Source organism: Chitinophaga sp. 10T418, assembly GCF_056394125.1.
In genome coordinates this window covers 1-14,266 of record NZ_JBFTHG010000027.1, presented here as the reverse complement: position 1 = coordinate 14,266, position 14,266 = coordinate 1, and the positions used below count along the sequence as shown (strand labels likewise).

The following is a 14,266-nucleotide window of genomic DNA, read 5'->3' as shown; positions in this document are numbered from 1 at the left end:
GTCCAGGAAAATATATGTGCCAAGTGGAACAAGCCTGTACACAACTGGAATCAGACATTGGCGCAATTATCAATTATATTTAGCGAACGTTTGAAACTTAATCTTTAATCACCGTGACACACTTTATGTAATACTACCAAATCTGCAGTAACAATAAATTGCTTATGCCCCACTTTTGTATAAACTGTTCCCTTAGGCAGACTAACCGTTACATTGCCTGAACGACCACCTTGCACCCATAACCGCAGTAGTACCGCTTCCTGGGCTGGTGGCAGTAGCAGCATCCAATACAACTGCCCTGCCTTTATCTTCACATATATACCGGCAGCAGTCATAAAAACTCCTGCTCGTAATCACTTTGCTAATCATTTCTCAGTCGGTATCGGACTGGCCACTTATGCTATAACCTAATTCTTAGGATTCGTTGGCTCCACTTCTTTAATTCTTACTATATCGCTTTTCCTCGTTGGCGTAATTGACATTATTTGTCTGTCATGATATATCTTGTATATAAGATCGATATCTTTATTTAAGAATGTGTACTTTATATTCACTTCTTGCCAGTTCTTTGTTATTTTTTTCAACCGCCACCCCTCCCCCCAGAAATATCTAATATTCACAGGGATCAGCTTTACCGATTCATCCACTTGTATTGACTGCCCATTCCGTAATACATTTTTTATAATTGTCTGATCTATTGCCAGCTCCTTTAAATACTCAAGGTGTTCCTCTCCATTATCTAGTTTGTAACCATCTGAATGATTCTTCGCTAAAAACTTATTATCAATAGTGTCCTTCCAAGGGAAAAATAATGCCTCCTCATCCTGATAATAAAAAACGATATACCCTTTTTGATTGCGGATTACATCCTTTTGGGGAACAAGCAAGGCCCGATTACAGGACATGCAAAAAAAAAGCAAGCAGGAGATTAAATATATTTTCATAATGATCTATTCTACAAAATGGTTTAAGATAAAATTATTTCCCCGTTAGTCTCTTTTTGCTTTATTAAATTTCTTTCTAAAAGATAGGAAGAAAAGCTAAAAGGCTACAAAATGAATTAGGCAATAGCCCTATAACCCTGTGCTGCCTTACTTTACACAGTCATTTGACCAGGCTTTAACACGCAGTTAATGCCTTAAGTACAAGTTTACCTCCTCTACTTTCAGTCCAGTATATTGACAAAACTCAGAAACACTTATGAACTGCCCTGGGTTCTTTCCAAGGGCTTCACGGATACGTTGCAGCAAAAGTCGGGAGGTCCGCTCACTGCGGCCGGTGATATTTTCTATATCCCGGGCATAAATCACCATGCGGTGAGGTATTAATGTCTGCATATTCGGCATAATCGGAATGGAAACTTTTTTGGGTTAAAATGCCGGTTTATGTTTGATGTGGTTAATCACAAATTTACTGCATTCTGCGCAGATGTGAGCCTAACGGGCTTGGCTACGTAAACAGCCCTTTTTCTTAATCTTAAATTGTTTCCAATGGCAAAACAAATGGGAATAATTCCTTTGAAAGGTACGATAGGTAATATCACCTTTTACCAATCAAAGGCCGGACACCTGGCACGCGGAAAAGGTGGGCTTAATGCCGACCGCATTGCTACAGATCCTGCGTTTGTTCGTACCCGTGAAAACGGAGAAGAATTTGGCAGGGCCGGTAAAGCCAGTAAACTTCTCCGGACGGCGTTTCGCGCGCTGCTTTTAAATATTGGAGATAGCTATCTGACCGCACGTCTTTCCAGTGCAATGCTAAAAGTAGTTCAGGCAGATGCTACCAATGTAAGAGGTAAGCGCAATGTGATCGATGGAGAAGCGGAGCTGTTGAAAGGCTTTGAATTCAATATCAACGGGCGTTTAGGTGGTACTTTGTATGCTCCTTTCACTGCAGGCATAGATCGTGCCGCCGGCACCCTTAAAGTTGATATTCCGGCTTTCATTCCGATCAACATGCTGGCTAGTCCTGCCGGCGCCACGCACTTCAAGATCCTGGTTGCTGGTGCTGAGATCGACTTCGAGGCGGAGACCTTCGTAAATGCGAGTGCCGCGAGTGCTGAATTAGCTATCAACGCTACCGCAACAGAGGTGATGAATTTGTCCGTTAATGTAACAGCTAACAGCACTAAACCGCTGTTTCTTGCATTGGGCGTAGAGTTCTACCAACAGGTAAACGGAGTGCTGTACAGTCTTAAAAACGGTGCTTTCAACGCCCTGGCTGTAGTAGCCGTTTCCGGTATGCCGGCTCCTCCCCCAGGTCCGTAATGAAACGGTTAGCCTGGACAAAATGTCCAGGTAATTCTTAATCTTTAAAAAGCGTTTTATGGAGTTAATGAAACGTCTTACAGCAGCAACACCACCTTTTTTTAGCAAGGTGCGTAACATAGGATTGATTCTGACCGCAATTAGCGGAGCCTTGATGGGTATTCCCGCATTGCCGTTGATTGTCGCTAAAGTAGCAGGATACCTTGCAGTTGCGGGTACGGTGATGACAGGAGTAAGTCAGACTGCCGTGAATGAAGAAGGTGGTTAGTATTGCCTTAAATAGTTCTCCGGTTTAAAGGTGTGGTTACCTTATGGGATTGTTTTGATGTAAAAGGGCTCTCGCTTATCGCGAGAGCCCTTTTATTCTATTATGGATTGAACTTTTGCTTTTGTTGTAAAGGCATCGATTACAGCCAGGATATGCTCTTTATCTTTAGCAGATAGCTTCTCCACCTTATTGAAATATTCTACTAATGCAGGAGAAATGCGTTTTTCTTTTTCTTCGTTGTCCTGGATATCTCTTATCAGGTAGTCAAGGGTGCAGTCCAGGGCATCCGCGATTTTTGCGGCCACTTCAATGGAAGGCTTAATAGCATCGCGCTCGTATTTTCCTACCATATCTCCGGTAGTTCCGATAGCACTTCCCAACTGGGCTTGCGTTAACTTCTTTTCGCGCCTTACTAACGTAACTCTTTGTCCGAATGTCATCAGGGTTAATGTTTAGAGATTAAAAATATGACTTTAAAGTAAAATGTTAACCACTGCATGGCGGCCGGCCTATTCACATTAATATTTTCACCATGCGTACATGTCTGTTTGCGATACTACATATCCGATGTTTATACGTCTTTTAAGACGTTTAATTTTGACAATATGATGACTTAAAAGAACATAATACGCCTTATTAGACTTGTTAAATTAAGTCAAATAAGGTATATTTACATCAGATAACAATTAAAACAACCTGTCTTATGCAAAGTAAAAACAGAGCCGCGAAAATACACGCAAAAGGAGTTCCAAGGCTATATGAGGTTAAAACTGTTCCCTGGTTAAATTTATCTGGCAACTGGCTTGAAGAGGCTGGCTTTGAAGTAGGCGATGAAATTGCCATTGCTATAGAAAAAAATGCCATTACCATAACAGTAGCCCAAAAGGCGCCCAAACCTATATCTATATGGGATTAATACAACATCATTAACTCTCAAAAGTGAGCACCTGGCATTCGAGGGCGGGCTGCATTCAGGAAAACTCCGCCCACGAATACCGGGCAAATAGGCCTCCCTGGCCAAATTCAGAAAACCCAGTTTGTTAAACCCTTTCACTATTATTTCATGATACATGTGTATACTGATACGTCAGTTATAGGGGGCTGTTTTGATAAAGAGTTCAAAGAACACAGCGTTGCCCTTTTTGAAGAATTTAAAACCGGAACTAAGAAGCTGATACTTTCAGATCTCGTAAAAATGGAACTGGAGTTGGCCAGCGAGCAAGTAAACAAAAAACCGGATGAAGTACCAGGACGATTTAAGGTGGAGATCAAGAGCACGGTTAAAGCAGCAAGCCTTGCTGCTACCTATATTACACAAGGTGCATTGAGTAATAAATGCTATAATGATGCATTACATATTGCCCTGGCTACACTTCATAATGCAGATGTCCTGGCTAGTTGGAATTTCAAACATATTGTAAATTTGGATCGCATCAAATTGTATAATTCCATTAACTTGCAAATGGGGTATCGTTCAATAGAAATCAGAACGCCCCGCGAAATTTTAAAACCATACGGCCATGAAAAAAAATAAAAATTATGATGCTGTTGCGGAGGTGAGAAGAATTAAGGAGAAGTTAAGTATTAAATACTGGGGCCACCCTGAACAGTTATTAAAAGACCTGAAGGAGGTTAGAAAAAGATATAGCCAGCGACTAAAAGCCGCTAAGTAACCCGCTCTAATACAGAATATATTTCTTCATTTCTGTACAAATACTCTTAGTTTATTTCCCAATAATTGGTTGCCTGCATTATGGCAAGTATAATATTACTATGCAACAATGCAGCGTATTCCGGTGGGGTTGTTTTCATGAGGCAACCATCTATCAGGAGACAACCAGTTATTGGGCTAATATTCAGCGCAATTAAAAATTACAGATGGATCAAACGCGCTAACGTCCGGGAGAATAGATGATGGGCTACTACAGCTGGGCTTATGATCAACCGATGGTCAAAGTGATACAGCTGAACCTATATTCTATCGATGCCCCCATCATCTGTTCTCACGGACGCCGCGCGATAGTACACTGTCGATCAAGGTACTGACGCCGGTGTTCGCGCAGCATGTTCTCCTGTTGCTTAATCAGTATTCTGTCGTTCAGTGCTATAATCTCCCGCCAAATAGCGTTACTGTCGCCCCGCCCCGCCGCCCATCCACCCCCGGCCGCTGCGGCGGCAGCCAGAGCGCAGGCCCTGGAGCGCAGCGGAAGGGGTAAGCGAGACCCTTAAAAAAATAAATAGAATTATGGGAAGTACAGGAAGTGGCTCTTTTAGCGACTATTCTCAACAAAAGCCAACCAATTCAGCGGGGACTAATGGTGGATCAAGCGGAAATGACCAATGTGGCACTGCATTTGTCGTTTGTAGAATTTATGGGCTTTGAAATCAGTAAATTCCATACCATCAAATCTCAAAGAATTAGCTAACGCTTTCCACTAAATATTCCCGTAAGTAAGATTGTGTTATTGTCTAAAGTAATTTTCTTACTTTCATATCACAGTTAACCTTAGTTACCAACTAAAGACCCTGTACGATATCTGTATCCCGGTTTCAACTTATTATGTGATTTTGTATGAATGCTTTGAAATTGCTTATCCCTATATCACTGACGGCGATCGTGTCTGTCCCGATGCAAACTAACACTATCCTGACTGGTGGCGCTGTTGGCTTTGATATCACTACTTCCCGGATATTATTGCATATTAACCGGCCAGCTAACGCTGGTCCGCCTTCCCTCAGATTAAGGTCCTTAATGACCAGGGGGAACGATAACATACCACCGACGACTGCGACCAGAGCACATGATATCCGATTGTACACCTTGGGACACGCGTTTCCCAGCCAGATTGGGATCAATGACAATAATGTTGTTGTTCGGGTTCGGGCGAGGGTAAAATTTACTACCCTTCTGCAGGCGTTAACGAGAGAGAAAAAATCGTAACGAATGCCAGCCCTGTATATGTAGTAATATATCTGTTAACTCAATTGTAATAGCTGTCAATATTATCTTCCATGAAAAGAGTCAATTGCCCCCTGTGTCACATTCGATCGCTAAAAAACTCCGAAATATGGAAACAGCTGGTATGTTTGCTGTTTCTTGTTTTGGCCTTAATTGCAGCCCATGCGCAGAGACCCGGTGATGGCCCAAATCTTGAACCTAACCGTATTTTGCTGCCCTCACCTAATGCTGCTACGATCAATAAAGGTGGTGATGTGAGCGTGAACCTGGCCACTGGTACCCCGAGTGCAGACATTCCTTTTTATACCATCGGCTCAAGGTATCTAAGTTTGCCAATATCGATTAATTATGCATCCAACGGGATCAGGGTAAACGATCTGGCATCTAATGTAGGACTGGGTTGGAGTCTTAATTGTGGCGGAGCGGTTTCAAGGATTGTGCTGGATAAACCAGATGAGAAAAGGGCGGAATGGGGGCAAATATATAATAACTTCAATACAAACTTCAGTTCCATAACCACGCCTATTTATAATTTTGCTATGGAACAAACGTTGGCTGATAAAGCATCCGATCTTTTCACCGTTAGCATGAATGGTATGGATGCCAGATTCATTATGAATGAGAATAATGAACCCACCAGCCTGAATACAACGAATCTGAGGATAAAGAAGATCGGTACTACGTTAACCAGCGGTTTTCAGATAACCGATGAGAATGGCATTGTATATATATTTGACGCAGCCGAAACTTCCGGGACCATTGAAAGTGGATATCAGGGACCTAAACCATTTCCTGATCCCGTAATTAGCTCCTGGTACCTGACTTCGATCATCAAGCCCAATCAGGATACCATACAGTTAAGCTATACAGATTATTCCCATACCTATCTGGCGAATCTGGGCGAATTATTTAGTATTCTTTATGATGAAGAAATTACAGGTTCTGTTTGCACGTCCCCCCCTGTGTTGAAAACATGTAGTTATACATGTGGTATCACAAAAAATCAAATCGGGGGTAAAGCTTTGAGCCATATTAAGTTTACTAATGGAAGTGTAGATTTTAATTATACTAACAGAAAAGATGGTGGTGGACTTGCATTAAATGGAATCTATGTAAAAAATAACCAGGGACAAACAGTAAGACAAATGGTCCTGGTACAGGATTATTTTTCCAGCACTGATACTTATGATGCCTTCCTTCGGGGAGAAAAGAAGATGATATCAGATACTACATTACAGTACCGGCTGTACCTGAAGGAGTGTAAAGTGGGAGGAAATAGTTTGGCTGACACCAGTAAACTGCTGAAGTATACATTTGATTATATACAGGGTAATAACCTGCCACAACGGTGGTCGGGGGCACAGGATTATTATGGTTATTACAACGGTAAGCTGGCCAATAAATACCTGATGCCAGACGTCAGTGACCAGTACCCGGGGATCTACAATACTCTTATTGGTGGATTTGTCAGATTTGGGGATCGTAGTTCAGATACGACATTGATGACCTATGGAATGCTGAAAAAGATAACATATCCGACCGGAGGCTATGATCTGCTCGATTATAGCTATAATAAAGGGCCCGATATTAAGATAGTAAAGCACTTTCAGACGCAACATCTGGGGACGCAAGGTACAGGTTTGACAGGAAGTGTTACTGTTACACAAAACGTAACGATCCCCTTCCGCCAAACGGTAAATGCTTATATCAATGCTTACTTCGATACCTTTAACCCGGATTGTAACCGTGACCAGATCCACCAGATGGCTACCTTCACACTTACAGACGCTGTTACTTCAAAAGTAATAGTCAGAAGAACTGCCAGGTTGGATCAATCAGATTCTTTGACAGTATATAATATCAATCCGGGCCAGTATGTTTTAAGCCTGGCGGTCGTAGGAGGATGTACAAATGGAGGAGTGGATTTTGTAATGGAAAATCAGGTGGCAGATACTATTCCGATAATTGTACCTATTGGGGGAGTAAGCGTGTCCGGTATCACTTCTTATACCGGTGATGGCATGAAAGCGGGTTACCGGTCATTTAAGTATATAAATCTTAAAGATTCTACTATCTCCACATTTGGGATTTCCTCTAGCAGAGATATGTATGAAAGAGTAGTAACTCCTTATTTTGCCGCCTGTACGGTAGCTAACCAGGACTGGCCAATTGGCACCATGCCTTGTGTATCACTGGCAGCAATTGGGTACGTGAATATCGGGAACAGTATTATAAATCCTAGCACAATTCTGGGAGGATCAGGTATATATCATTCATCTGTAATTGAGGCCATGGGCGAGGCTGGAGAGATACAGACAACCGAGCATTTATTCTCCTATAATGATATTCTTAATTCCAATATAGTAACGGGTAACAGGATTATGGGGACTCCCCGTTGTGCTTATGGTGATTTTATCATTGGAGAAACCAAAACAAATATGTATAAACAGGCTTCTGCTGTTGGGGGTTCTTCCTTACCGCTTGTGAAGTCTATCGAAAATGTCTATGATTTGTCCATTAAGGCCAATATATTTAATTATAATATCAGAAGGTTGACAACACCGGTATGCGAATCTGATCCCCCTTCAGCAGAGCAAATGAAATGCCTGGACATAGAGAGATACCCGCTTGTCTTTATGCGTAAGACATTACTGTCAACAACGGAGAGAACATATGCCAGTGATAACTCTGCTAATTTGGTAGAGAAAAAGGCAACTTATACCTATACTGATCTGGATCACATAATAGTCAGGAATGTATCGGAGAATCAAAGTAATGGAAAAGGTAACACGGTAGCATATACTTATCCACTGGATCTGAAAGGGCAAGCCGCTGTATATGATAGCATGATTAACCAGAACTTGATAGCACCTGTTTTATCGGTGACAAAAAATGTAGGTGTTAGTCAGGTTGACAAAAAAACTGTGTCTTACATGTTTACCAGACCAGATAAGCAGATCATCGCTTTTCAGAACCTGAAAGAGCAGATAATAAACAATCCGATAGAAGATCGAGTGAGTGTGATCAGTTATACACGTATGGGTAATATACAGGAGAAAGCTAATGCCAATGATGTGCGGGAGGTGTATCTCTGGGGATATAATGAGCAATTCCCCGTAGCGAAGATTGTAGGTAGCACCTATGATACTGTCATGAAATATATCGTTCCTGCTGTTTTAACAAATACTGATAGTTATACGCCCGACCAGGTAAGAGCTGCTTTAAATACTATCCGCACGAGTTTACCTCAGGCTTTTGTAACCACATTCACCTATACTCCTTTGTTTGGTATGACGAGTGAAACAGATCCTTCCGGAAAAACGATCTACTACGAGTATGATGAGATGGGTAGGCTAAAGGTGATCCGTGATCAGAACAAAAGTATCCTTAAACAATTCGATTATCAGTACCAATCCTTGTTACGTTAGCCATCCCTTAATGAATTGATGTATGAAAAGCATTCCTATTGTCTATAAACAGATTGTTGCCACTCTTCTCTCATTAGGTGTTGGAGTGGTGGTTACTGCCCAGACTCCTACGACAACAGTAAAGCCCGTAGCAACACCTGTAGCAATACCGGGGGCCTATACCAGCTCCACTATCAASTATGTGCGTAGCTGGGAACCAGCAGTGGCAACCACAGATACGGCTTATGTAGCTGCATCTGTCCGTACCGTTGATCAGGTCAGACAAACCACGCAATATATTGATGGTCTGGGCAGACCCCTGCAAGCGGTCTCAAAAGCGGTCAGCCCCACAGGTAAGGACCTGGTAGCGCCGGTGATATATGATGCTTTTGGCAGAGAGCAGTTTAAGTATCTGCCTTATGCCGCTCCGGATGTCGGTGACGGAAAATTTAAAACAGCCCCGTTTAGCGCGCAAAACAGTTTCTATCTGTCGGTGACGCCTGGAGAAAAGGTGCATTACAGCAGAATAGATTATGAAGCCTCTCCGTTAAACCGGGTACTGAAAAGCTACTCTCCTGGCGCCAGCTGGGCGAAGAATGATCTTTCGGGTGTGGAAAGGGGCGGAAGCCGCCCTATAGAAAGCCAGTACCTGGTCAATACCACAGCGGATTCTGTGAGAATATGGGACTTTACCGCCAGTCAGGTAATACCCACCAGCGTTTCCGGTAGGATCTATCCGGCTGGTCAGCTATACAAAAATGTGGCTATCGACGAGATTGGAAACCAGGTGGTGGAATACAAAGATAAAGAAAACCGGGTGGTGCTTAAGAAAGTACAATCATCCACACCAACTGGTACCGCCCATATGGGATGGCTATGTACCTATTACGCCTATGACGATTTTGGGAATCTTCGGTTCATCATTCCTCCCAAAGCCGTGGAGGCAGCCCTTTCTGGTGGTTGGGTAATCAGTACTGCTATTGCTGGCGAGCTTTGCTTCATCTACCGCTATGATGGCCGTAACCGGATGATGGTAAAGAAGGTGCCTGGCGCAGACTCCACAGAGATGGTGTACGATGTGCGTGACAGATTAGCGTTTAGCCGGGATGGAAATATGAAGGGGAAAACATGGCTGGCTACCTTCTATGATGCGCTAAACCGGCCGGTAATGACAGCGTTATATAAGAATTCCACCGCTACAAGGGAATCATTACAAATATCTGTTAATGGAGCCACCGGTAACAGTAGTCAGAATATTATTTACAATTTTCCTGCGCTGGCAGATCTTATCATCGATAACTATGATGGGCGGGCCAAATACGAAGCGACTAATAGTATAGATTGGGTAGAGAATTTTGATACGGGATCCGGAGCGCTGACGGAAGCAGTAATCAATCCGGGAGCCACCAGCGGTAGCAGCACAATTGCAGTGACCAATACGCTGGCTACTATTCCTTCCGATTCACTGAACCCACTCACGTATACTTTTTATGATAATTATTCCTTTACTGGTTCGCATGGCTATGCCAGTGGGGATGTTGCAAAACCACAGGCAGACGGTAATCCGAATGCAGAGCCTTTATCTGCTGCCAGTAGTGCGATGGTGAAGGGGCTTGTGACAGGAACCAAAGTAAGGGTATTGGGTACTAATCAGTGGTTAACTACTACTAACTACTATAATGATAAGAGTCGGTTGATTCAGGTGCTGGCTGATAACGTTAATGGAGGTCTGGATGTTATCACCAATCTGTATGATTTTAATGGTAAAGTACTCAGCACCTACATTCGGCATAAAAATCTTCGTAGCAGCCTTTCTCCGCAAACTACGGTGTTAACGATGTTCCATTATGATGCCACCGGAAGGCTCACCAGCGTTAAAAAACGGCTCAATGATGCCATTCCCTCTCTGGACAAGACTATTGTCGCCAATACCTATGATGAGTTGGGACAACTAAAAACCAAACGTTTAGGCGTCACCGTGAACTCTCAGCTGGAAACGCTGACCTATGACTATAATATCCGGGGTTGGCTCACAGGGATCAATAAAACCTATGCAAGCACACCTGGTAGTGCAGCCAACTGGTTTGGGCAAACACTGGCTTATGATTCTGGTTTCACAGCGCTGCAGTACAACGGTAATATAGCCGGTAGCACCTGGAAGAGCCGCAGCGATGGTATTGCCCGGGCATATGGTTATAATTATGACAAGGTTAGTCGTTTAGTGTCAGCGCCTTTCAGCCAGCAAAACAGTGGTAATACGAACTGGACCCTCGATCAGAAGGATTTTTCCGTTAGTAACCTGAATTATGATGCTAACGGTAATATCCTGACGATGAATCAGATGGGAATGGCAGGGACTACAAAAATGCTGATCGATCAGCTCAGTTATACCTACCGGATGGGCAGTAATAAGCTGGCAACAGTAGCGGATCCCTCGACCACCACCAGCGCCCGATTGGGTGATTTTATCAATGGTACCAACAGCGGGGATGATTATGATTACGACGCCAACGGAAATCTTATAAAAGATCTGAACAAGAACATAGTAGCTATTACCTACAATCACCTGAATCTGCCGGATAGTATTGTGATTACCGGAAAAGGAGTAATAAAGTACTTGTATGATGCAGGAGGAACTAAGCTGAGAAAGATTGTGAAGGATAATACAGGCAGCGTGGCAAAGGTAACCACCACCGACTACATTGGCGGGTTTGTATATCAGAATGATACTTTACAGTTTTTAGGCCATGAGGAAGGTAGAATACGGACCGTGTTTAAAATAGGGCAGCCCCCTCTGTATCCTTTTGATTATTTTGTAAAAGATCATTTGGGTAACGTACGCATGGTACTTACAGAACAGACCGACTTTACGATGTATGCCGCTACCATGGAAGCGCCGGTAGCAGCTAAGGAAACAGCATTATTCAGTAATATTGATAACACCCGTGAAGATAAACCAGTTGGCTACCCAGCAGATGAAAGTGCGGGGCAGAACGTGTCTGTGGCCAAACTCACTGCCACCGGAGCCGGCAAAAAGATTGGTCCCTCGATTGTACTGCGGGTAATGGCCGGCGATACCATTCAGCTTAGTGCGAAAGCGTTTTATAAATCAGGAGGACCGAAGGAAAATAATTCCACTGTCGCCACGACCGAGAATATGGTGGCAGATCTGGTACAGGCATTTGGTGGAAATTCCCATCAGGATAACGGTGCGCATGGCGTATCAGCGGCAGATCAGCTTACTCCCTTTAATGGGAATTTCTATAATAACGATTACCGACGTTTAAAGGAGAAAGAACCCGATCAGCCTAATGCAGACCGGCCCAAAGMCTATCTTAATTTTGTACTCTTCGATGATAACTTTAAATTAGTGGAGGAAAATAGTGGCGTCAAACAGGTGAAAGCGGAACCGGATCAACTGCAGACCCTGGAGCAGGACAAAATGGTGATTAAGCAAAGTGGTTTTCTGTACGCCTACACCAGTAATGAAAGTACACAGCCGGTGTATTTTGACAATGTGATACTTGGAGTTAATGCAGGGCCACTACTGGAGGAGACGCATTATTATCCATTTGGGTTGACGATGGCCGGAATTAGTTCCAATGCTTTGAAGGGGGCGAATTACCCGGAGAACCGCAAGAAGTATAATGGGATAGAGTTTACGGATGATTTGGATCTGGATATATATGATGCGCAGTTAAGGAATCTTGATCCACAGATAGGTAGGTGGAATCAGGTAGATCCGAAGACCGAGAGTATGGAGATGTGGTCGCCGTATGTATCGAACTATGATAATCCAATCAGGTATAATGATTTTTTAGGTGATGAAGGAGAAGATCCAAATAAGAAGGGATTTTTTAGAAGCATCGTTACTGGGTTTACTAGTTATTTTAAGGGTATAGGTAATGCTGTTTCTAATCCAGTCCAGACACTTAAAGCTATGGCCACTCCTCAAAACCTGTTGAAAAGTTCGCTTAATGGGGCGACTTTGGGATTGTCGGGAACAATTAGCGGTACAGCTGATAATACTCGTGTGGTGATGAATGAGGGCGCTTCAGGATTAGGTAAGGTTATTGGGAAAACTTTAGCGGAAGGCACTGTTGTAGCTGCAACTGAGGGACTAGCGAAAGCCGTTGGTGTAATTAAAGACGTGGTTAAGTATGGGAATTTGGGAGATCTTACTATTAAAGAAGCCAAACAAATACAGACTGTAGTTAATGATGCAGGAAGACCTTTGGAGGTAGGGGGATCTGCTGCTGAAGGGGCAAGGCGTGGTGTTGGTTCAGATTTGCCAATAGGTAAAGGTCCAGGTACAAAGAGTGATATTGATTATATCGCACCACCATCTGCAATACCATATTTTCAAGATGTCAAGAACGCTTTGCCAGGCTTGGATCCCAAATCTGGCATTATCCCCGGACTTGGTAATCCTTTTATTGGACCTCTTATAAGATTTGAGCCCGGAGCCAGACCTGTGACTATTCCGAGACAGAATTAAATTAATGGTTAGTATAATATAATGTATATGAAACGATATTGGTTTGAGTTTGACTTTTCTAATTATGAGATCCCTCCACACGGTTTGATAATAGGATGTGGTGTTACCGGTTATGGATATGATGATGTAATACAGCTGTTAAAAGACAAGGTTTTTTATGGGAGGGACTTACCTACGATAAAGGAGGTTATAGAAAATGTAGATATACAAAAATTGGATAGGAATCATGTTATTCCTAATATGGATCCACCTATCAATAGAGGAATATGGTTCCCTTTAGGGTATAGCTGAGGGGATAAATTATATTTATTTTAACTTATATGGAAGCCGCAGGAGTAACACCTGCGGCTTTTCTGTTTATCCTGAATATGCTTTTTGGGTTTTACTGTATGTAATGGCCATATCGATGGAATAGTAAATTTTTTCTTTTTCCTCCTCCGGTAAAGCTTCAATGTCTTCCATCCGTTTAAGCAATTTTTATTCAGTACCAAGCTGGTAGAGCCACCAATATAAAATGTGCTACTTTTTACCAAATATTAGCAGGTTAATATAATCAAAATATTTTTCCACATCACATGGCAAAGAATACCAGATTAGGAAATATGACCCTAAGCGATAATCACAGTTGTGTAAAGTATAGAAAAGAAAATGGAGTTACATAAAAGGAGCTTGACTACGTACTGATGCTGGTGTTTCCGCAGCTTATTCTTCCGTCGCTTAATCAGTGTTCTGTCGTTCAGTGCTATAATCTCCCGCTAAATAGCGTTACTGTCGCCCCGCCCCGCCGCCCATCCACCCCCGGCCGCTGCGGCGGCAGCCAGAGCGCAGGCCCTGGAGCGCAGCGGAAGGGCCGAGCGGCCGAGCGAG

General features: G+C 43.0%; 12 protein-coding genes. 9 read left to right on the top strand and 3 right to left on the bottom strand.

Annotated features, from left to right (window positions below; genetic code table 11):
• Positions 1-104: 104 nt before the first annotated feature.
• Positions 105-335, bottom strand: coding sequence for a hypothetical protein (locus AC1DCV_RS35360; protein WP_477027609.1), 231 nt, complete (start codon positions 333-335; stop codon positions 105-107).
• A gap of 72 nt (positions 336-407) precedes the next feature.
• Positions 408-944: a hypothetical protein gene (locus AC1DCV_RS35355; RefSeq protein ID WP_477027608.1), complete on the bottom strand. Its 537-nt coding sequence runs from the start codon at positions 942-944 to the stop codon at positions 408-410.
• 546 nt (positions 945-1,490) lie between these two features.
• Between AC1DCV_RS35355 and AC1DCV_RS35350 the strand changes: the two genes are divergently transcribed.
• Positions 1,491-2,267 carry a hypothetical protein gene (locus tag AC1DCV_RS35350; RefSeq protein ID WP_477027607.1) on the top strand — a complete coding sequence of 259 codons (777 nt, stop codon included), beginning with the start codon at positions 1,491-1,493 and terminating at the stop codon, positions 2,265-2,267.
• A 58-nt stretch (positions 2,268-2,325) separates the two neighbouring features.
• Positions 2,326-2,535 carry a hypothetical protein gene (locus AC1DCV_RS35345; RefSeq protein WP_477027606.1) on the top strand — a complete coding sequence of 70 codons (210 nt, stop codon included), beginning with the start codon at positions 2,326-2,328 and terminating at the stop codon, positions 2,533-2,535.
• 92 nt (positions 2,536-2,627) lie between these two features.
• On the opposite strand, the gene AC1DCV_RS35340 is transcribed toward AC1DCV_RS35345, so the two are convergent.
• A complete protein-coding gene (locus AC1DCV_RS35340; protein ID WP_477027605.1) occupies positions 2,628-2,975 on the bottom strand; it encodes a helix-turn-helix domain-containing protein in 348 nt (115 codons plus the stop codon).
• A gap of 263 nt (positions 2,976-3,238) precedes the next feature.
• Here AC1DCV_RS35340 and AC1DCV_RS35335 point away from each other — a divergent pair, with 263 nt between their 5' ends.
• The 7 genes from AC1DCV_RS35335 (at position 3,239) to AC1DCV_RS35305 (ending at position 13,690) form a co-directional block, all read left to right on the top strand.
• Positions 3,239-3,451 carry a SymE family type I addiction module toxin gene (locus AC1DCV_RS35335; protein WP_477027604.1) on the top strand — a complete coding sequence of 71 codons (213 nt, stop codon included), beginning with the start codon at positions 3,239-3,241 and terminating at the stop codon, positions 3,449-3,451.
• A 147-nt stretch (positions 3,452-3,598) separates the two neighbouring features.
• Positions 3,599-4,069: a PIN domain-containing protein gene (locus AC1DCV_RS35330; protein ID WP_477027603.1), complete on the top strand. Its 471-nt coding sequence runs from the start codon at positions 3,599-3,601 to the stop codon at positions 4,067-4,069.
• Complete coding sequence (locus AC1DCV_RS35325) at positions 4,056-4,208, top strand: hypothetical protein (protein ID WP_477027602.1); 153 nt, start codon at positions 4,056-4,058, stop codon at positions 4,206-4,208. Before AC1DCV_RS35330 ends, AC1DCV_RS35325 begins: the two co-directional genes overlap by 14 nt.
• A gap of 899 nt (positions 4,209-5,107) precedes the next feature.
• Positions 5,108-5,476 (top strand): hypothetical protein, encoded by a 369-nt coding sequence (locus tag AC1DCV_RS35320; RefSeq protein ID WP_477027601.1) that lies wholly within the window; start codon positions 5,108-5,110, stop codon positions 5,474-5,476.
• Positions 5,477-5,622: 146 nt separating this feature from the next.
• Positions 5,623-8,922 carry an RHS repeat domain-containing protein gene (locus AC1DCV_RS35315; protein ID WP_477027600.1) on the top strand — a complete coding sequence of 1,100 codons (3,300 nt, stop codon included), beginning with the start codon at positions 5,623-5,625 and terminating at the stop codon, positions 8,920-8,922.
• Between the two features lie 22 nt (positions 8,923-8,944).
• Positions 8,945-13,399, top strand: a complete 4,455-nt coding sequence (locus AC1DCV_RS35310) for a DUF6443 domain-containing protein (protein ID WP_477027599.1) — start codon at positions 8,945-8,947, stop codon at positions 13,397-13,399.
• A 27-nt stretch (positions 13,400-13,426) separates the two neighbouring features.
• Complete coding sequence (locus tag AC1DCV_RS35305; protein ID WP_477027598.1) at positions 13,427-13,690, top strand: hypothetical protein; 264 nt, start codon at positions 13,427-13,429, stop codon at positions 13,688-13,690.
• Positions 13,691-14,266: the final 576 nt, after the last annotated feature.

Excerpts from the sequence above, each read along its gene's own strand:
- AC1DCV_RS35320 (WP_477027601.1), top strand. The coding sequence starts at position 5,108 with ATGAATGCTTTGAAATTGCTTATCCCTATATCACTGACGGCGATCGTG.
- AC1DCV_RS35330 (WP_477027603.1), top strand. The coding sequence starts at position 3,599 with ATGATACATGTGTATACTGATACGTCAGTTATAGGGGGCTGTTTTGAT.
- AC1DCV_RS35340 (WP_477027605.1), bottom strand. The coding sequence starts at position 2,975 with ATGACATTCGGACAAAGAGTTACGTTAGTAAGGCGCGAAAAGAAGTTA.
- AC1DCV_RS35350 (WP_477027607.1), top strand. The coding sequence starts at position 1,491 with ATGGCAAAACAAATGGGAATAATTCCTTTGAAAGGTACGATAGGTAAT.
- AC1DCV_RS35325 (WP_477027602.1), top strand. The coding sequence starts at position 4,056 with ATGAAAAAAAATAAAAATTATGATGCTGTTGCGGAGGTGAGAAGAATT.
- AC1DCV_RS35305 (WP_477027598.1), top strand. The coding sequence starts at position 13,427 with ATGAAACGATATTGGTTTGAGTTTGACTTTTCTAATTATGAGATCCCT.
- AC1DCV_RS35335 (WP_477027604.1), top strand. The coding sequence starts at position 3,239 with ATGCAAAGTAAAAACAGAGCCGCGAAAATACACGCAAAAGGAGTTCCA.
- AC1DCV_RS35345 (WP_477027606.1), top strand. The coding sequence starts at position 2,326 with ATGGAGTTAATGAAACGTCTTACAGCAGCAACACCACCTTTTTTTAGC.
- AC1DCV_RS35360 (WP_477027609.1), bottom strand. The coding sequence starts at position 335 with ATGACTGCTGCCGGTATATATGTGAAGATAAAGGCAGGGCAGTTGTAT.
- AC1DCV_RS35355 (WP_477027608.1), bottom strand. The coding sequence starts at position 944 with ATGAAAATATATTTAATCTCCTGCTTGCTTTTTTTTTGCATGTCCTGT.